Here is an 18,981-nt window from a genome sequence, read left to right as displayed (position 1 = left end):
GGGGGGCCCCACGGCCTTTTCTTTTGTCTTTACCGAGAGTTCACGCCGTGCCACGACCATGCGGGGCATGGTGGTCAAGGGGACGACGGCGTGGACCGGGACGAGGATCGAGACGGGCGACGAGGTGGTGGTTCCCGCGTTTGGAGGTCTGGAGGCTGCCGAACAGGTGCGATCGAGCGGTGCTGTTGCCGTGCCGGTGGACATCGATCCCCGAACCTTCTGTATCGACCCCGCAGCCGTTGCGCGGGCACTCACCCCCCGCACGGTTGCCGTGGTCGCGCTCGACCTCTTCGGACATCCCGTGGACGTCGAACCGCTTCGCGCCCTGACGCGCCGCCACAACCTCTCCCTCGTCCGCAGCGACGCCTCCGGCGGGACGTCGGAGGGCGGCCTCGATCTCGACGCGGCAGCCCGGCGTCGCAACGCGGCCTACCTGGACTCCCGTCTCACCGGCGTCGTGACGCCCGCGGTCGCCCCCGGTGCACGCCACACGTACGACTCCTACGTGGTGCGGGTCCCCGGGAACGGCCGGCCGGACCGTGATGCCTTCCAGCGCGCGCTCCGTTCGCGCGGTGTCGCCTGCCGCATTCCGGTGAGGACGCCGGTGCACCGGGCGGCAGGATTCCTGTCCGACGTGCGCCTTGCCGAAGCCGAACGGGCCGCCGAGGAGTGCCTCGCGCTGCCCGTCGACCCGTCGATGACGCGACGTCGGCTTCAGCGCGTGGTCTCGGCCTGCAACGCGCTCGGCGGCCTCCTGCTGGATCCCGCCTGCTGACCACGCAGCGCTCGCGCGCTGCGCGTCCGGGCACACCGGCAGCCCCTTCCCGGGGTACAGAGCACTCCGCCCCATCAGGTAGTATCGACGACGTCGACGCGCCCCAATAGCTCAGTCGGCAGAGCGTCTCCATGGTAAGGAGAAGGTCAACGGTTCGATTCCGTTTTGGGGCTCCACGGCAAGGGCCTCCACCCGACGGTGGAGGCCCTTCTGTTTGTCGGGGACCGGTACCCCGCACGGTCACTGAGGCACACGCATGGACAGGATCGCCATGTCGTCGGACAACGGTGAACTCGCGAAATTCTCGACGGTGCGCATGATGCGCGCGGCGACAGCACCCGCTGTCAGCCCGGTGCAGGCCGACAGCGCGTCCGCCAGCCCGTCGTCACCGAGCATGCGGGTCCCTTCCCGACGCTCCGTCACCCCGTCCGTCACGCACAGCATGACGTCGCCCGGCTCCAGCACCACCTGCTGCTCGTAGAGTTCGAGGTCGTCCATGACCCCCAGCAGCGGCTGCGGCTCGGCCGCGGCCTCCACCGTCCCGTCCGGGCGCAGCCGAAGCGGGAGCGGGTGCCCGGCGCACACCATCTTCATCTCCGCCCCGCCTCCCGGACGGGGCCGCAGCTCGCCGTAGAGAAGTGTGAGGAAACGGCTGCGCGAGCCCTCGTCGAGGATCGCGGCGTTCAACCGTTCCAGCACCGCTGAACCGCCGAGCCCCTCGCGGGCCAGGAGCCGCAGCGCGTGCCGGGCCAGCCCGGTGACGGCAGCCGCCTCCGGACCCGTGCCGCACACGTCCCCGATGGCGAAGCCGTAGGCCCCTTCCCGGATTTCGAAGAGGTCGTAGAAGTCGCCGCCGACCTCGTTCCCCTCGCCGGCGGCGCGGTAGATGACCTCCACCTCCACTCCGGGCACCAGGGGAAGTTCCGGCGGCAGCAGACTGCGCTGCAGGGACTGGCTGATGGCGGTGCGCTCCGAGTAGAGCCGTGCGTTGTCCAGGGCGAGGGCCGCCCGCCGGGACAGATCCTCCGCCAGTTCGATGATCTCCTGGCGGAAACGCTCGTCCGTGGGGTTGCCCAGGATGAGCATGCCGATGACGCGGTTGCGCGCCACCAGCGGAAGCACCACGGTCTCCCCGCCGACGGCAGCGGCCGTCGCCAGCCCGGAGCCTGCCGTCGAAGCCTCCCTCTCGCCGAGAGTGGCGCTGCGCAGCGACGTCCGCAGCGCCGTGGAGTGCGCGGTGTCGGCAGGCGCGGTCCACACCCGGGCGCCCGGCGCGGGGACCGGATCCGGCGGGTCGATCTTCGCCAGCAGCGCCTTCAGGCCGTCGATGCGCTCCTCGTCCTCGTGCAGCACGTACGACAGGGCCGGTTCCGACCCGGGATCGCCCACGGTGTACACCGCGCACCAGGACGCCAGCGTCGGTACGGTCATCTGCGCCATGAGCGCCAGTGTCTGATCGCGGTCCAGGGTGCCGGCCAGCAGGTCGGATGCCTCGACCAGGAAGGAGAGCGAGCCGCGGCGGAGCCGCTCCAGCTCCGTGAGCCGTGCCCGCTCCACGGCCAGTGCGATGCGGTCGGCGGCGAACTGGAGGCGCAGGGCCTCTTCGTTGGTGTAGCGGCCCGGTGACTCGGTGGCGACGCCGAGGGAGCCGGTGAGGCGGCCCTCCACCTTCAACGGCACGATCACCACGGAACGCATGCCGGTGCCCTCCAGCAGCGGCACGGCCCCCGGCACCATCGTCAGGTCCTCGTGCACGGACGGCATGCGCGCGGAACCGTAGCGGCCGCTTCCCGTCTCCACCGGTACGCGGGCGAAGCGCTGCCGGGCGGAGGGCAGGCCCGTGGAGGCGCGGACCTCGAGTTCCGTCTCGTCGTCGGTGGCGAGGAGCAGGTAGGCGGCGTCCCCGTCGAGCATGTCGCGGGCGCGTTCCACGGTCCGTTGGAGGAGGCCGTCGAGGTCGTCGGGTGCGGGGGAGCCGATGAACACCTCGAAAGGGTCCGCGGCCCGCGCATCGCGATGGTCCTGGTCGTCCGCGTCCGCGGCCTGTCCGCGCAGCGGCGACTGCAGCACCGCGCGCTCGTGCTCCCGGACCAGCAGGCAGACCGTGGACGGCTCCCCGTCACTGTTGCGGACGCGCAGGTGGGAGGCGTACACGGGGATCGTGCGGCCGTGGGCGTCGCGCATGCCGTAGGACCCCTCCCAGCGGGAGAGCTGCAGGGCTTCGGCGATGCCGGTGCCGGTCCCCGGGGTGTGGGGCCAGGCGGCCAGGTCCGTGAGGGGCTTCCCGACGACTTGTTCGGCGGCGTAGCCGAAGAGTTCCTGCGCGTCGTGGTTCCAGGTGCCCACCGTGCCGTCGCTCTCGACCTGCACCACGGCGACGTGCACCCGGGAGGGCGTCACGGGGAGTGCGGCGTCCGGCAGTGCGGGGCCCGCTGCGCGGGTGCCCACGGGGCGCTCGGGAAGTTCGAGCCGGAACCAGACGCGTTTGTCCGCCGCCGTGTAGTCGACGCCCCAGCGGGAGGCCAGGGCTGCGCAGAGCAGCAGGCCGCGGCCGCCCTCCCGGTCCGGATTCCCCGGTGGGAGTCCGGCATCGTGCAGCGGCAGCTCACGCTCCGGGTAGTGGTCCACCACCTCGATGCGTACCGTGCTCTCCTCGTGGAGGCAGATGACCTGCGCGGACGTGCCGGCGTGGACGACGGCGTTGGTGACGAGCTCGCTGGTGAGGACCACGGCGTCGTCGACGACGTCGGCCAGACCCCAGCCCTGCAGCGTGTCCCGCACGAATCCGCGTGCGACGGCGACGGATCGCCCGACCGGTTCGAAGGTGGCGGCCGCCCGTGCGGTGATCACTGTTCTCCCTGGAGCCGTCTGGTCGCTGCCCGTGCCCGCGGGTGTGCGCTGTGCACCGACCGCTGCCGTCCGCCCCCGTTCGGCGCTCTGCTCTGGCATTCCCCGGCGCCCCTCCGTTGCCTTCAGTCTGATGCCACCTGCCCCGACCGGGATCTGCGAGGCGTTGGACAGCCGGATGCCAGGTTACTTACGTTCGCAGGGTGCGCGGGTGCCGGTCGGGGTGTTTCCCCCTCACCGGCACGGAGGTCTGGTGGTGTGCCATGCTGCCGAACTGTTATCGCCTGGTTCCGGCAGGGTGAAACACTGGAGCGGTTCGGAGCACGAGCCCGCATCTGACGGTCGACCCTCGGGAGGGACACGGTGGAGTCTGGCGCAGTGGCGCGTGGCACCGGCACGCGCGCGAAGAGCGGACGATCCCGGAAGAACGGCACGCTCGAGGTGGACGCCGCTGCCGTCAACCGTCTGTTGACGGCGTTGACCGCCATGCGGGACGGGAACTTCCGCAAGCGGCTCACGGTGACCGGGGACGGCCCGATGGCGGAGATCGCCGCCGTGTTCAACGAGGTGGCCGACCGCAATCTGCATCTGACCAGTGAGCTGGCCCGGGTGCGTCGGGTCGTCGGGCGGGACGGCAAGCTGACGGAGCGGCTGGAGACCGGGGCCTGCGAAGGGGCCTGGTCCTCGGCGGTCGACGCGTCGAATGCCCTGGTGGAGGACCTGGTGCGGCCGGTTTCCGAGGTGGGCCGGGTGCTGACGGCCGTCTCGGAGGGCGACCTCGAACAGCGCATGGACCTGCGGGTCCAGGGTGTCGACGGGACGGCGCAGCCGTTGCGCGGCGAGTTCCTGAAGGTCGGGAAGACCGTCAACGGACTGGTGGACCAGCTGTCGGCGTTCACCGACGAGGTCACGCGGGTGGCGAGTGAGGTCGGCACCGAGGGGAAGCTCGGTGGCCAGGCGAAGGTGAGGGGCATGGCCGGGTCCTGGAAGGACCTGACCGACTCCGTCAACACCATGGCGTCCCGGCTCACGGCGCAGGTGCGTGACATCGCGCTGGTGACGACCGCTGTGGCGAAGGGCGATCTGTCGCGCAAGGTCACCGTGCACGTCGCGGGCGAGATGCTCGAACTGAAGAACACCGTGAACACCATGGTGGACCAGCTGTCGTCCTTCCAGTCGGAGGTGACGCGGGTTGCCCGGGAGGTCGGCACCGAGGGCGAGCTGGGCGGCCAGGCCCGGGTGCAGGGTGTCGCGGGCGTGTGGAAGGACCTCACGGACTCCGTCAACCTGATGGCGGGCAATCTGACCTCGCAGGTGCGGGAGATCGCCCAGGTCACCACTGCCGTCGCCAACGGTGACCTGTCCCAGAAGATCACCGTCAGTGCGCGGGGCGAGGTGGCCCAGCTCGCCGAGACGATCAACGCGATGACGGAGACCCTCCGTACGTTCGCGGACGAGGTGACGCGGGCTGCCAGCGAGGTCGGGACCGAGGGCGTGCTGGGCGGCCAGGCCCAGGTGCCCGGGGCGGCGGGCATCTGGAAGGACCTCACGGACTCCGTCAACAGCGCTTTCCGGAACCTGACGGCACAGGTGCGGGACATCGCGCAGGTGACGACGGCGGTGGCCAACGGTGACCTGTCGCAGAAGGTGACGGTGGACGTCTCCGGCGAGATGCAGGAGCTGAAGAACACCGTGAACACCATGGTGGACCAGCTCCGGTCCTTCGGCGACGAGGTCACACGGGTGGCGCGGGAGATCGGCGTCGAGGGCGAGCTGGGTGGCCAGGCCCGGGTGCCGGGGGCCGCCGGCACGTGGAAGGACCTCACGGACTCCGTCAACACCGCCTTCCGGAACCTCACGGGGCAGGTGCGCAACATCGCGCAGGTGACGACGGCGGTGGCCAACGGTGACCTGTCGCAGAAGGTGACGGTGGACGTCTCCGGCGAGATGCTTCAGCTGAAGAACACCGTGAACACCATGGTGGACCAGCTGTCGTCGTTCGCGGAGCAGGTCACCAGGATGGCGCGGGACGTCGGCACCGAGGGGCGGCTGGGCGGCCAGGCCCGGGTGGACGGCGTCTCCGGCACGTGGAAGGACCTCACGGACTCCGTCAACTTCATGGCGGGGAACCTGACCTCCCAGGTGCGTCAGATCGCTCAGGTCACCACTGCCGTGGCCCGCGGCGACCTCTCGCAGAAGATCGAGGTCGACGCGCGTGGCGAGATCCTGGAGCTGAAGAACACCATCAACACGATGGTCGACCAGCTCTCCGCCTTCGCCGACCAGGTGACGCGCGTCGCCCGCGAGGTGGGTACCGAGGGGCGGCTGGGCGGCCAGGCCCAGGTGCCCGGCGTCGCCGGAGTGTGGCGCGACCTCACGGACTCCGTGAACGGCATGGCGTCCAACCTCACCGGGCAGGTCCGGAACATCTCGCAGGTCGCCACCGCGGTGGCGCGCGGCGACCTCTCGCAGAAGATCGACGTCGACGCGCGCGGCGAGATCCTGGAACTGAAGACCACGATCAACACGATGGTGGATCAGTTGTCGTCGTTCGCGGAGCAGGTGACGCGGGTGGCGCGCGAGGTGGGTACCGAGGGCATCCTCGGAGGCCAGGCCGAGGTCAAGGGAGTCTCGGGCACCTGGAAGGACCTCACCCAGTCGGTGAACTTCATGGCGAACAACCTGACGTCCCAGGTCCGGAACATCGCGGAGGTCACCACCGCCGTCGCGCAGGGCGATCTGTCGAAGAAGATCACCGTCGACGCCAAGGGCGAGATTCTCGCGCTCGTGACGACCGTGAACACGATGGTGGATCAGTTGTCGTCGTTCGCGGAGCAGGTGACGCGGGTGGCGCGCGAGGTGGGTACCGAGGGCATCCTCGGAGGCCAGGCCCGGGTGCGGGACGTCTCCGGCATCTGGAAGGACCTCACCGACAACGTCAACCTGATGGCGAACAACCTTACCGGCCAGGTCCGGAACATTTCGCAGGTCGCCACAGCGGTCGCCAACGGCGACCTCACCAAGAAGGTCACCGTCGAGGCGAGCGGGGAGGTCGCCCAGCTCGCCGACACCGTGAACACCATGGTGACGACGCTCTCGTCGTTCGCCGACCAGGTGACGCGGGTGGCCCGCGAGGTCGGCACCGACGGCGTGCTCGGCGGGCAGGCACGGGTCGCCGGTGTGGCCGGCACCTGGAAGGACCTCACCGAGTCCGTGAACTCGATGGCGTCCAACCTCACCGGCCAGGTGCGCAACATCGCCATGGTCACGACCGCTATCGCCAAGGGCGACCTCACCAAGAAGATCGACATCGAGGCGAGCGGCGAGATCCTGGAACTGAAGACCACGATCAACACGATGGTGGATCAGTTGTCGTCGTTCGCGGAGCAGGTGACGCGGGTGGCGCGCGAGGTCGGCACCGAGGGCATCCTCGGAGGCCAGGCCCGCGTCCGCGACGTCGCGGGCACCTGGAAGGACCTCACCGAGTCCGTGAACGAGATGGCGGGCAACCTGACGCGTCAGGTCCGTGCCATCGCCGAGGTCGCCACCGCGGTGACGCGCGGCGACCACAACGTGCGCATCGATGTGGACGCCGCAGGCGAGATCCTGGAACTCCAGGGCTACATCAACACCATGATCACCAACCTGCGCGAGACCACCCTCGCCAACACCGACCAGGACTGGCTGAAGGGCAACCTCGCCCGGATCTCCGCGCTGATGCAGGGACGCCGCGACCTCAAGGACGTCGCCGGCCTCATCATGACGGAGCTGACCCCGGTGGTCTCCGCGCAGCACGGCGCGTTCTTCGTGGCCGTTCCCGGCGGGGACGCCGAGAACGGCATCGGTGCCGACCGGATCGGTGCCGGCGACATCGGCGCCGCGGAGGACGGTCACGCCCCCTACGAGCTGAGGATGCTCGGCAGCTACGGCTACACCAGGGGCAACATGCCCACCAGCTTCGGGCCCGGCGAGTCGCTGATCGGCACCGCGGCCCAGGAGAAGCGCACCATCCTCGTGGAGAACGCTCCTCCCGGCTACCTCAAGATCTCCTCCGGGCTCGGGGAGGCCCCGCCCGCACACGTGATCGTGCTCCCCGTCGTCTTCGAGGGCACCGTGCTCGGTGTGGTCGAGCTCGCCGCGTTCCAGCCCTTCACGCAGATCCAGAAGGACTTCCTCAGCCAGATCGCCGAGGTCATCGCGACCAGCGTCAACACCATCAGCGTCAACACCAAGACCGAGGTGCTGCTCAGCCAGTCGCAGGAACTGACCGAGCAGCTCAAGGAGCGCTCCGCGGAACTGGAGAACCGGCAGAAGGCGCTGGAGGAGTCGAACAGCCAGCTGGAGGAGAAGGCGGCCCAGCTGGCCCAGACCAACAGCGACATCGAGATCAAGAACCGGGAGATCGAGGAGGCCCGCCAGGTTCTCGAGGAGCGTGCCGAGCAGCTCTCCGTCTCGATGCGTTACAAGTCGGAGTTCCTGGCGAACATGTCGCACGAGCTGCGGACCCCGCTGAACTCGCTGCTGATCCTGGCCAAGCTCCTCGCCGACAACGCCGAGGGCAACCTCTCGCCGAAGCAGGTCGAGTTCGCCGAGACGATCCACGGCGCCGGCTCGGACCTCCTCCAGCTGATCAACGACATCCTCGACCTGTCGAAGGTCGAAGCGGGCAAGATGGACGTCAGCCCCACCCGTATCGCGCTGGTCCAGCTGGTCGACTACGTCGAGGCCACGTTCCGTCCGCTGACCGCGGAGAAGGGTCTGGACTTCTCGGTGCGGGTGTCGCCGGAACTGCCCGCCACCCTCCACACCGACGAGCAGCGTCTGCTGCAGGTGCTGCGCAACCTGCTGTCGAACGCCGTCAAGTTCACCGACTCGGGCGCGGTCGAACTCGTCATCCGCTCCGCCGACGACAACGTGCCGGACGCGATCCGCGAGCAGATGCTCGAGCACGGTGCCCTGCGGGACGCCGACGCCGCGCTGATCGCCTTCTCGGTGACCGACACCGGCATCGGAATCGCCGCCAGCAAGATGCGTGTGATCTTCGAAGCGTTCAAGCAGGCCGACGGCACCACCAGCCGCAAGTACGGCGGCACCGGTCTGGGACTCTCCATCAGCCGGGAGATCGCCCGCCTCCTCGGTGGAGAGATCCACGCCGCGAGCGAGGCGGGCCGCGGCTCCACCTTCACGCTCTACCTGCCGCTGCACCCGCTGGAGCTGCCGCCCCAGGGCTACGCCCAGATCGACGCGGCGCTGGCGCTCACCGCCGCTCCGGAACCGGTCGCGGTGGAGACCGGCAGCACCGCTCCGCGCGGCGAACTCCCCGCGGCCGACGAGGGCGGCCCGAATGCCGCGGACACCGATGTGACGGACGGTCCGGACGCCGGGAGGGAGCCGCAGGACGCCGCGGACCCGTCCGACGCTCCGACTCCGGAGCGTACGAGGGCACGCGGCTCCGGGCGCGGCTGGCCGCCCGGCTCCGTCGAGGAGACCGCGGCCGCCGAGGCCGAGCGGGCAGCGGCGTCGCTGATGCGCCGGCGCCGCCAGGCGGCGGCCGCATCCAAGGAGGACACTTCCCGGACGCCCGCGGCCGGTGCCGGGGGAACCGGTGCCGAGCAGTCCCGCGAGCAGGACGCCGAGGACGCCGAGGACGCCGAGGACGCCGAACGGGCCGAGGAGTCCTGGCGCAGCAACGGGAAGGACCTCGTCGCCGCCGGGACGCAGCCGGGTTTCCGCGGTGAGAAGGTGCTCATCGTCGACGACGACATCCGCAACGTCTTCGCCCTCACCAGCGTGCTGGAGCAGAACGGTCTGCAGGTGCTGTACGCGGAGAACGGACGCGAGGGGATCGAGGTCCTGGAGCAGCACGACGACGTCGCCGTGGTGCTGATGGACATCATGATGCCCGAGATGGACGGGTACGCGACCACCGCCGCGATCCGCCGGATGCCGCAGTTCGCCGGACTGCCGATCATCGCGCTCACCGCGAAGGCGATGAAGGGCGACCGGGAGAAGAGCATCGAGTCCGGGGCCTCCGACTATGTGACCAAGCCCGTCGACACCGACCACCTCATGGAGGTCATGGGGCAGTGGATGAACGCGGACTGATGTGACACCGTGCCCCGGGCGGCTCCTGCGGGCCCGCCGGGTCACCGGAGCGGCTCCGGGCCTCCTCCGGCCCCGATGCGGGCCGGTCGGCCATGTGTGGGAATGTGGAATCGCGGGGAACCTTCAAGTTCCCCGGCGCGTTCTTGGAAACGTGCACAGTGACATCACGGTGACAGGGTGTGGTGGTCGAGTGGCTGCGGCTACCATGACCGGCACGAAAACGGGCGGCAGGACCGAGCCGCTTCCAGGGGCGGCGACCGACGGGCTGCCGGGGCGAGGAGGACGGGCCATGGTGCAGAAGGCCAAGATCCTCCTGGTCGATGACCGGCCGGAGAATCTGCTGGCGCTGGAGGCGATCCTCTCGGCGCTCGATCAGACGCTGGTGCGGGCATCGTCAGGGGAGGAGGCGCTCAAGGCGCTGCTGACGGACGACTTCGCGGTCATTCTGCTGGACGTTCAGATGCCGGGCATGGACGGCTTCGAAACCGCTGCCCACATCAAGCGCCGCGAGCGTACCCGCGACATCCCGATCATCTTTCTCACCGCGATCAACCACGGCCCTCACCACACGTTCCGCGGCTACGCCGCCGGCGCCGTCGACTACATCTCCAAGCCGTTCGATCCGTGGGTGCTGCGCGCCAAGGTGTCGGTGTTCGTCGAGCTGTACATGAAGAACCTGAAGCTGCGGGAGCAGGCCTCGCTGCTGCGGCTCCAGCTCGACGGCGGCCACCACGCACGGCCGAACGGCGGCACCGCCGCCGAAGGAGAGGCCGAGCGGACGGGCCTGCTCACGGAACTCTCTGCGCGCCTCGCCTCCGTCGAGGAGCAGGCCGAGTCGCTGTGCAAGCAGCTCGACGATTCTGCCGACGCCGCAGCCGTGGCCACCGCTGCCCACCTGGAGCGCAAACTCAACGGCCTGCGCCGGGCGCTGGATGCCCTGGAGCCCGGTTCGGGTGGTGCGGGCGCCGAGGTCCCCTCGTCGAACTGACGCCGGCCCCCGGACCGGAGCGGTCCGGGGGCCGGCGTTGCTGACCCGGCATCAGGAACGCGGCGTTGCAGGAGATGTCTCCTTCCGCGGGCCGTCCCGGTGTCCGTGCTCCGGCCCGCGGACTTCTGTAACCTCACCACCATGGCCTCACGTACGCCCGGCAAGGCCGCCGGAAAGGCGCCCGCGAAGAAGCCCGCGGCCAAGAAGGCGGCCAAGCCCGCGGCAAAGAAGGCGCCTGCGAAGAAGGCCGCCGCCAAGAGGCCCGCACCCAAGCCCGCACCTTCCCCGACCGGGGGGATCTACCGTCTGGCGCGGGCGTGCTGGCTGGGGATCGCCCACACGGTGGGCGCGATGGTGCGGGGCATCGGGCGTGGCGCCCGGGGACTCGACCCGGCGCATCGCAAGGACGGTCTGGCGCTGCTCCTGCTCGGCATCGGCCTCGTGGTCGCTGCGGGCACCTGGAGCGACCTCGACGGTCCGGTGGGGGACCTGGTGGCGATGCTGGTCACCGGCGCTTTCGGCCGCCTCGACCTGCTGGTGCCGCTGCTGGTGTTCGGGATGGCGGTGCGGCTGGTGCGGCATCCGGAGAAGCCGGAGGCCAACGGGCGCATCGTGATCGGACTGTCCGCGTTGACCGCCGGAGTGCTGGGCCTGGTGCACGTCGCCTGCGGAGCTCCGGCCCGCGGTGACGGTGCGGCCGCTCTTCGGGACGCCGGCGGCTGGATCGGCTGGGCTTCGTTCACCCCGCTGGGCTTCATCGTCGGTGCCGCCCTGGCCGTGGTGCTGCTCGTGCTGCTGTCCGTGTTCGGCCTCCTCGTCGTCACCGCGACACCGGTCAATGCCATTCCGCGGCGGCTCCGGGAGCTGGGCGTCAGCCTGGGCGTCGTGGCGGTGGACCGCCCCGGGGACGCCTCCGGCGAGCGCGGCTCCGGGCCCGTCGACATGCGCAAGGACCTGCCGCCCGACGCGGCCGAGCAGCAGGCCCTAGAGCGCCGCCGCAGCAGGCGGCAGCGGCCCCGCCCGCCCGCGCAGAGCGCCGGCCCGGCGGCCGAGTCCCCCGCCGTGCCGGACGAGTCCCCTTTCCGCGCCGGGTCCGCCGACGCGGTGGACGTTGCCGCAGCGGCCGCCGCCTCCCTGGACGGCGCGGTGCTGCACGGGGTCCAGCCCTCGCCGCTGGTCGCCGACCTCACCCACGGCGTCACCGAACGCAGACGCCACAGCCGGTCGGCGGAGTCGGGGCCCACGCACACCAGCCAGGATCCGTCCCCCGGTGCCGCGGCGCCGGAGCAGCGGGAGGAGCACCCCGCCTCCGGACGCGGACCCGTGCCCGACCTCACCAAGGCCCCCGGCCCGTCGCAGGCGCCGAGCCTGCCGCCGCGCGCCGAGCAGTTGCAGCTCGCCGGAGACGTCACCTACGCCCTGCCCTCGCTCGACCTGCTGGAGCGGGGAGGGCCGGGGCGGACCCGCAGCGCCGCCAACGACCGGGTCGTGCAGTCGCTGACCACCGTGTTCACCGAGTTCAAGGTGGATGCCGCGGTCACCGGATTCACGCGGGGGCCGACTGTCACGCGCTACGAGGTCGAGCTGGGTCCCGCGGTCAAGGTCGAGAAGATCACCGCGCTGACGAAGAACATCGCCCTCGCGGTAGCCAGTCCCGATGTCCGCATCATCTCGCCGATCCCCGGCAAGTCCGCGGTCGGGATCGAGATCCCGAACAGCGACCGGGAGATGGTGAACCTCGGGGACGTGCTGCGCTCGGCGGAGGCCAGCGGCGAGGAGGCCCCGCTGCTCGTGGCCCTCGGCAAGGACGTCGAGGGCGGCTACGTCAGCCACGACCTGACGACGATGCCGCACGTGCTGGTCGCCGGTGCCACCGGCTCCGGCAAGTCCTCCTGCGTCAACTGCCTCATCTCCTCCGTGCTCGTCCGCGCGACACCGGAGGACGTCCGCATGGTGCTCATCGATCCCAAGCGCGTCGAGCTGACGGCGTACGAGGGCATCCCCCACCTGATCACCCCGATCATCACCAACCCGAAGAAGGCCGCCGAGGCCCTCCAGTGGGTGGTCCGCGAGATGGACCTCCGCTACGACGACCTGGCCGCCTTCGGCTTCCGCCACATCGACGACTTCAACGCCGCGGTCCGCGGCGGCAGGATCGAGGCGCCCGAGGGCAGTGAGCGCGAGCTGGCGGCGTACCCGTACCTCATGGTCATTGTCGACGAGCTCGCCGACCTGATGATGGTGGCCCCGCGCGACGTCGAGGACGCGATCGTGCGGATCACCCAGCTGGCACGAGCGGCAGGCATCCATCTGGTGCTGGCCACGCAGCGTCCGTCGGTGGACGTGGTGACCGGACTCATCAAGGCCAACGTGCCTTCCCGTCTGGCGTTCTCCACCTCCTCGCTCGCGGACAGTCGGGTCATCCTCGACCAGGCGGGGGCGGAGAAGCTGATCGGTAAGGGCGACGGACTGTTCCTGCCGATGGGTGCCAGCAAGCCCGTCCGCATGCAGGGCGCCTTCGTCACCGAGACCGAGATCCACGCGCTGGTGGACCACTGCAAGGCGCAGATGGCACCGGCGTTCCGGGACGACGTGCTCGTCGGGCAGGGCAGGAAGAAGGAGATCGACGAGGAGATCGGCGACGACATGGACCTGCTGTGCCAGGCGGCGGAGCTGGTCGTCTCGACCCAGTTCGGGTCCACCTCGATGCTCCAGCGGAAGCTGCGTGTCGGGTTCGCCAAGGCAGGGCGCCTCATGGACCTGATGGAGTCGCGAGGCGTGGTCGGCCCCAGCGAGGGGTCGAAGGCGCGCGACGTTCTGGTGAAGGCCGACGAACTGGACGGAGTGCTGGCCGTCATTCGCGGGGATACTGACTCGTAAGGGTGATCCGGGCAACCAATTCCCGCGTTGGTACGTCAATCTGGAGAGAGGGACGACAGGGTGTCCTTCCATCGGGTGGTATGCAGATCCTGATGGTGGCCACCGTCGGCCCGCCCGCTTGCCCGCTGCTCCGGCAACACCCCTAGACTGAACGTCCAGCAGGTGGCTACACGCTCGAAAGGCGCCCCACGTGTCCATCGGCAACGCTTCCGAAGCTCCCGAAGAAGACCGGCCCTCCGTCGGCCGCTCCCTCCAGCAGGCCCGCATCGATGCCCGGCTGACCGTGGAAGAGGTCAGTGCGTCGACCCGCGTCCGGGCTCCCATCGTCCACGCGATCGAGGACGACGATTTCACCCGCTGCGGCGGCGACGTCTACGCCCGCGGGCACATCCGTACGCTCGCCCGCGCCGTAGGGCTGGACGGCGCGGCCCTCGTGGCCCAGTACGACGAGGAACACGGCGGCCGTACCGCGCCGACCCCCACCGCCGCGCTCTTCGAGGCCGAGCGAATTCGTTCCGAACCGCGGCGTCCCAACTGGACGGCGGCCATGGTCGCTGCCATCGTCGCCGTGGTCGGGTTCGTCGGCTTCACCCTGTTCACGGGGAACGACGAGGGCTCCGCTCCCGTGGCGCAGCAGCAGGCCAAGGAGCCCGACAGCAAGAAGCCCCAGGGCAGGCCGGATCGGCCGCAGCCGTCGAAGCCGCAGCCCGAACCGTCCGACAGCGCGATCGCCGGGGTGCCCGCCGACAAGGTGACCGTGCGCATGGAGGCGGACGCCGGGAACAGCTGGATCTCCGCCGAGGACCACACCGGTGAACTGCTCTTCGAAGGCGTTCTCGACCAGGGGGAAACCAAGACCTTCACCGACGACGAGCGCGTGGACCTGGTGCTCGGCAACGCCGGCGCGGTCAAGCTGTGGGTCAACGGCAAGCAGGTCGACCGTCTCGGCAAGGTCGGGATGGTCGAGCGGGCCACCTACACCCGCGGTGATCCCGAGCAGGGCTGACTTCTCACCGGAGCAGCGGAGCACGACACCGGCCCCGGCCCGGATCCTGCGGGAAGTGCGCAGGTCCGGGCCGCGTGCGTGACCGCACCGGCGTCCCCGCGAAGAGGGGGCCGGACAGCGGACGGCTGGGGACGACGTAGGCTGAGTCCATGCCCGAACGCCGTACCGTCGCCCTTGTCACGCTCGGTTGCGCCCGAAACGAAGTGGACTCCGAGGAACTCGCCGGCCGCCTGGCGGCGGACGGCTGGGATCTCGTGGAGGACGCCGGGGACGCCGAAGTGGCCGTCGTCAACACCTGCGGCTTCGTCGAAGCCGCGAAGAAGGACAGCGTCGACGCGCTGCTCGAGGCCAACGACCTGAAGGACCAGGGCCGCACGCAGGCCGTGGTCGCCGTCGGCTGCATGGCCGAGCGGTACGGCAAGGAACTCGCCGACGCCTTGCCCGAAGCGGACGGTGTCCTCGGCTTCGACGACTATTCCGACATCTCCGGCCGTCTGCAGACCATCCTCTCCGGCGGAGTCCACGCCCCGCACCTGCCGCGCGACCGCCGCAAGTTGCTGCCCGTCACCCCCGCCGCGCGCCAGGAGGCGGGCGCGGCGGTGTCGCTTCCCGGCCACGGGGCCGCCGGTGCGGAAGCAGCAGCCGCCGCACCCGCGGACCTGCCGGAGGGCGTGGCGCCCGCCTCCGGCCCGCGTGCTCCGCTGCGCCGTCGTCTCGGCAGCAGCCCTGTCGCGTCGGTGAAGCTGGCCTCCGGATGCGACCGGCGCTGCTCTTTCTGCGCCATCCCCTCGTTCCGCGGCTCCTTCATCTCGCGGCGCCCCTCCGACGTGCTGTCGGAGACCCGGTGGCTCGCAGACCAGGGAGTCCGGGAGGTCATGCTGGTCTCGGAGAACAACACCTCCTACGGCAAGGATCTGGGCGACATCCGTCTCCTCGAGACGCTGCTGCCCGAACTGGCCGCCGTCGACGGCATCGAACGCGTCCGCGTGAGCTACCTCCAGCCCGCGGAGATGCGGCCCGACCTGATCGACGTGCTCACCGGCACGGAGGGGGTCGCGCCGTACTTCGACCTGTCGTTCCAGCACTCCGCTCCCGGGGTGCTGCGCGCCATGCGGCGCTTCGGCGACACCGACGGCTTCCTGGAGCTGCTGTCGGCCATTCGGGCCAAGTCCCCCCTGGCCGGAGCGCGCTCCAACTTCATCGTCGGCTTCCCGGGAGAGACCGAGGCGGACGTCGCCGAACTGGAGCGGTTCCTCGGTGCGGCCCGCCTCGACGCCATCGGCGTGTTCGGCTACTCCGACGAGGACGGCACGGAAGCGGCCGACTACGAGGGCAAGCTGAGCCCCGAGGAGGTGGCGCAGCGGCTGGAGCGCGTGTCCCGCCTGGCCGAGGAACTCACCGCCCAGCGTGCGGAGGAGCGTGTCGGGGAGACCGTGCGCGTCCTCGTCGAGGACCTCGGCGAGGACGACGGCGAAGGCCCCACGGGTCGTGCCGCGCACCAGGCTCCGGAGACCGACGGCCAGGTGCTGCTGACCGGTGCCGCCGCACACGATCTCGCGGTCGGACGTATGGTCGAGGCGAGGGTGGTGGCGACGGAGGGCGTCGACCTGGTGGCCGAGCCCTTGAACGGTGAGAGCGAGGAGGCAGCCGGATGACCGGAGCGCAGGCCTCCGCCTCGGGCGGTGGGTCCGTGGCCGAGTCCGAGGCTGCCGCACCTGCGCCGCAGGCCGGTCTGTGGAACGTCGCCAACCTGCTGACGATGCTCCGGTTGTTGCTCGTCCCCGCCTTCGTGCTGCTCATGCTGGCCGCCGGCGGTCACGACCCGGCCTGGCGCTCCCTCGCCTGGGCCGCGTTCACCATCGCCATGATCACCGACCTCTTCGACGGAGAACTGGCCCGGCGGCGCAATCTCATCACCGACTTCGGGAAGATGGCCGATCCGATCGCCGACAAGGCGATCATGGGCGCCGCTCTGCTGTGCCTCTCGGCGCTCGGGGATCTTGCCTGGTGGGTGACGGCGGTGATACTCGCCCGCGAGCTGGGCATCACCGTGCTCCGCTTCCTGGTGATCCGCCACGGGGTCATTCCCGCGAGCCGCGGTGGGAAGATGAAGACGCTCGCCCAGGGCATCGCGGTCGGCATGTACGTACTGGCCCTCACCGGACCGCTCGCCACGCTGCGGTGGTGGGTGATGGGCGTCGCGGTCGTGCTCACGGTCGGCACGGGCCTCGACTACGTGCGGCAGGCTCTGGTGCTGAGCCGCTCGGCAGCGCGGGAGCGGAAGGGGTGACCGGCACCGCGGGTCCGGCAGCGGGGGCCTCGTCCGCCGCCGGAGCAGTCGCCTCAGCGGTGCTGCAGGAGCTGGCCCGCCGCGGGGAGACCCTCGCGGTCGCCGAGTCGCTCACCGGCGGTCTCGTGGCCGGTGCGCTGACCGGGGTCCCGGGGGCCTCGCGCACCTTCCGCGGCGGTGTCACCGCCTACGCCACGGACGTGAAGCGGGACGTGCTCGGCGTGGAGGGGCCCCTGCTGGACCGGTGCGGTGCCGTGGATGCGGAGGTCGCGCGCGGGATGGCACAGGGCGTGCGCAGGCTGCTGTGCGCCGACTGGGGGCTTGCCACCACCGGGGTGGCCGGCCCCGAGGGTCAGGACGGGAAGCCCGTCGGGCTGGTGTACGTCGCTCTCGCCGGTCCGCAGCCGTCCGATGCGGACGAGGAGCCGTCCCGCGGCCGGGAGCTGCATCTGCCCGGTGAGCGGGAGGACGTCCGCGCCGCCGCTGCGCTCTCGGCCCTGGAACTGCTGCGGTCCGCGCTCCAGCGCGACCCGCCCGCCGCGCGTGCAAGCGCCCGTGCAGGGTAAGGAACATCCAGGGGTTGCGGGACGTTTGCAGCCCTGAGTGAACACGTCATCGCTCCCCACGCGGGCACGGCTGGAGGGGGTACGGTGGAGGCTGAAGGATGTGGGCCGCCCGACGGGGTGTACGACGGGAGGGCCCACCGGATGGGGAACGCAGAGAACGGCACGCGTTGTAGAGGGAGGAGCACCGATGATTCTGCTCCGTCGCCTGTTGGGTGACGTGCTGCGTCGGCAGCGCCAACGCCAGGGCCGTACCCTGCGCGAGGTGTCGTCGTCGGCCCGGGTGTCCCTGGGCTACCTCTCCGAGGTGGAGCGCGGCCAGAAGGAAGCCTCCTCCGAACTGCTGTCGTCGATCTGCGACGCGCTGGAACTGAGGATGTCGGAAGTCATGCGGGAGGTCAGCGACGAGCTGGCATTGGCCGAACTGGCCGAGTCCGCGGCGAGCGACACCGTGCCGGCGCCGATGCGTCCGATGCTCAACACGGTCGACCGGATGCCTGCCGTCACCTCGGTGACGGGGGTGCCGGAGGAACGCGTCACGATCAACGCCCCGGCGGAGGCCGTGGACGTCGTCGCCGCCTGACACGGAGAACCACGAGGCGCGCACCGAGCCGGCAAGGCCCGCGGTGCGCGCCTCGCCGTGTGTCGACGCTCTGTCGCGGGGCGGCCCGGACAGCGCCTGCCCCACGAGGGAGCCGACCCGATCCCGTCAGCACGCCTCGCGGGACTCGGTCGGCTGGCAGCGGGGACACCAGTAGGCCGGTCGCGCCTCGCCCGACGGCCCCAGCTCGGCGTAGCGGACGGCCGTCCCGCAGCGTCGGCAGGGACGGCCGCGACGTCCGTAGACGTACAGCCGCCGGCCCCGGACCTGCTCTCCGGTCGTGCTGCGGGCCGGGCGCGCCCTGTTCACCTCCAGCAGGTGCCGGGCGAGGTCCACCAGCCGGTGCGCGTCGGGCACCCGCCGGACCGGCGCCCACGGGGTGGTTCCGACCAGGAAGCACAGCTCGGAGCGGTACACGTTGCCGACACCGGCCAGGTTGCGCTGATCGAGCAGAGCCTCACCGAGCGGGCGCTCCGGTGCGCTCAGCAGGCGGCGCACGGCCTCGGCCGGATCCCAGTCCGGGCCGAGCAGGTCGGGGCCCAGATGCCCGACGACCCGTCCCTCCTCGCGGGTGCGCACGAGCTCCAGCACCGGCAGCCGGTAGCCGACGGCGGTCACGGCCTCCGTGCCGAGCACCGCCCTCACCTGGTGGGCGGGCCCGCCGCTCCAGCGGCCGCCGCTCGGGTGGACCCGCCAGGAGCCGTCCATGCCGAGGTGCGAGTGCAGGGTGAGCCCGCCTTCCACCCGGGCCAGCAGGTGCTTGCCCCGCGGGGTGACGTCCTCCACCCGGCGGCCGGTGAGGTCGGCCGTCGCGAACCGCGGGACCCGGAGGTCGCTGCGGACGAGAACCGCACCGGCCAGGGCCGCGTGCAGTGCCTGTGCCGTACGCCAGACGGTGTCTCCCTCGGGCATGCCCGCATTGTCCC

11 protein-coding genes and 1 tRNA gene are annotated in these 18,981 nt (G+C 70.8%); 10 read left to right on the top strand and 2 right to left on the bottom strand.

The annotated features are described in order from the left end of the window. Positions 1–67 precede the first annotated feature (67 nt). Complete coding sequence (locus ACL06G_RS03025) at positions 68–775, top strand: DegT/DnrJ/EryC1/StrS family aminotransferase (RefSeq protein WP_412835350.1); 708 nt, start codon at positions 68–70, stop codon at positions 773–775. A gap of 100 nt (positions 776–875) precedes the next feature. Next, a tRNA-Thr gene (locus ACL06G_RS03020) sits at positions 876–951 on the top strand. A 64-nt stretch (positions 952–1,015) separates the two neighbouring features. On the opposite strand, the gene ACL06G_RS03015 is transcribed toward ACL06G_RS03020, so the two are convergent. Continuing rightward, positions 1,016–3,625: a SpoIIE family protein phosphatase gene (locus ACL06G_RS03015; RefSeq protein WP_412785104.1), complete on the bottom strand. Its 2,610-nt coding sequence runs from the start codon at positions 3,623–3,625 to the stop codon at positions 1,016–1,018. 360 nt (positions 3,626–3,985) lie between these two features. Between ACL06G_RS03015 and ACL06G_RS03010 the strand changes: the two genes are divergently transcribed. From ACL06G_RS03010 to ACL06G_RS02975, 8 genes are all read left to right on the top strand, one after another. Further along, complete coding sequence (locus ACL06G_RS03010) at positions 3,986–9,727, top strand: HAMP domain-containing protein (RefSeq protein WP_412835342.1); 5,742 nt, start codon at positions 3,986–3,988, stop codon at positions 9,725–9,727. Between the two features lie 289 nt (positions 9,728–10,016). After that, positions 10,017–10,715 (top strand): response regulator, encoded by a 699-nt coding sequence (locus ACL06G_RS03005; RefSeq protein WP_412785092.1) that lies wholly within the window; start codon positions 10,017–10,019, stop codon positions 10,713–10,715. A gap of 141 nt (positions 10,716–10,856) precedes the next feature. Next, positions 10,857–13,595, top strand: a complete 2,739-nt coding sequence (locus ACL06G_RS03000; protein ID WP_412835341.1) for a DNA translocase FtsK — start codon at positions 10,857–10,859, stop codon at positions 13,593–13,595. 190 nt (positions 13,596–13,785) lie between these two features. Beyond that, positions 13,786–14,601, top strand: a complete 816-nt coding sequence (locus ACL06G_RS02995) for a helix-turn-helix domain-containing protein (protein WP_412785090.1) — start codon at positions 13,786–13,788, stop codon at positions 14,599–14,601. A gap of 149 nt (positions 14,602–14,750) precedes the next feature. Further along, positions 14,751–16,256 (top strand): 30S ribosomal protein S12 methylthiotransferase RimO, encoded by a 1,506-nt coding sequence (gene rimO, locus ACL06G_RS02990; protein ID WP_412785089.1) that lies wholly within the window; start codon positions 14,751–14,753, stop codon positions 16,254–16,256. Beyond that, on the top strand, positions 16,253–16,891 hold the full coding sequence (gene pgsA, locus ACL06G_RS02985; RefSeq protein WP_412785088.1) for a CDP-diacylglycerol--glycerol-3-phosphate 3-phosphatidyltransferase: 639 nt from the start codon (positions 16,253–16,255) through the stop codon (positions 16,889–16,891). The genes rimO and pgsA overlap by 4 nt, the downstream gene beginning before the upstream one ends. Next, positions 16,888–17,457 carry a CinA family protein gene (locus ACL06G_RS02980; RefSeq protein WP_412835340.1) on the top strand — a complete coding sequence of 190 codons (570 nt, stop codon included), beginning with the start codon at positions 16,888–16,890 and terminating at the stop codon, positions 17,455–17,457. Before pgsA ends, ACL06G_RS02980 begins: the two co-directional genes overlap by 4 nt. 187 nt (positions 17,458–17,644) lie before the next feature. After that, complete coding sequence (locus tag ACL06G_RS02975) at positions 17,645–18,037, top strand: helix-turn-helix domain-containing protein (protein ID WP_412785086.1); 393 nt, start codon at positions 17,645–17,647, stop codon at positions 18,035–18,037. Between the two features lie 126 nt (positions 18,038–18,163). On the opposite strand, the gene ACL06G_RS02970 is transcribed toward ACL06G_RS02975, so the two are convergent. After that, complete coding sequence (locus ACL06G_RS02970) at positions 18,164–18,967, bottom strand: DNA-formamidopyrimidine glycosylase family protein (RefSeq protein WP_412785085.1); 804 nt, start codon at positions 18,965–18,967, stop codon at positions 18,164–18,166. Positions 18,968–18,981 lie beyond the last annotated feature (14 nt).

The organism is Streptomyces callyspongiae, assembly GCF_047200695.1.
Lineage (GTDB): Bacteria > Actinomycetota > Actinomycetes > Streptomycetales > Streptomycetaceae > Streptomyces.
The sequence above is the reverse complement of the archived record's forward strand: the minus strand, read 5'-3'. Positions and strand labels throughout refer to the sequence as shown.

Coding starts and splice junctions, on each gene's coding strand:
- ACL06G_RS03025 (WP_412835350.1), top strand. CDS start 68: ATGGTGGTCAAGGGGACGACGGCGTGGACCGGGACGAGGATCGAGACG.
- ACL06G_RS03005 (WP_412785092.1), top strand. CDS start 10,017: ATGGTGCAGAAGGCCAAGATCCTCCTGGTCGATGACCGGCCGGAGAAT.
- ACL06G_RS03000 (WP_412835341.1), top strand. CDS start 10,857: ATGGCCTCACGTACGCCCGGCAAGGCCGCCGGAAAGGCGCCCGCGAAG.
- rimO (WP_412785089.1), top strand. CDS start 14,751: ATGCCCGAACGCCGTACCGTCGCCCTTGTCACGCTCGGTTGCGCCCGA.
- pgsA (WP_412785088.1), top strand. CDS start 16,253: ATGACCGGAGCGCAGGCCTCCGCCTCGGGCGGTGGGTCCGTGGCCGAG.
- ACL06G_RS02975 (WP_412785086.1), top strand. CDS start 17,645: ATGATTCTGCTCCGTCGCCTGTTGGGTGACGTGCTGCGTCGGCAGCGC.
- ACL06G_RS02970 (WP_412785085.1), bottom strand. CDS start 18,967: ATGCCCGAGGGAGACACCGTCTGGCGTACGGCACAGGCACTGCACGCG.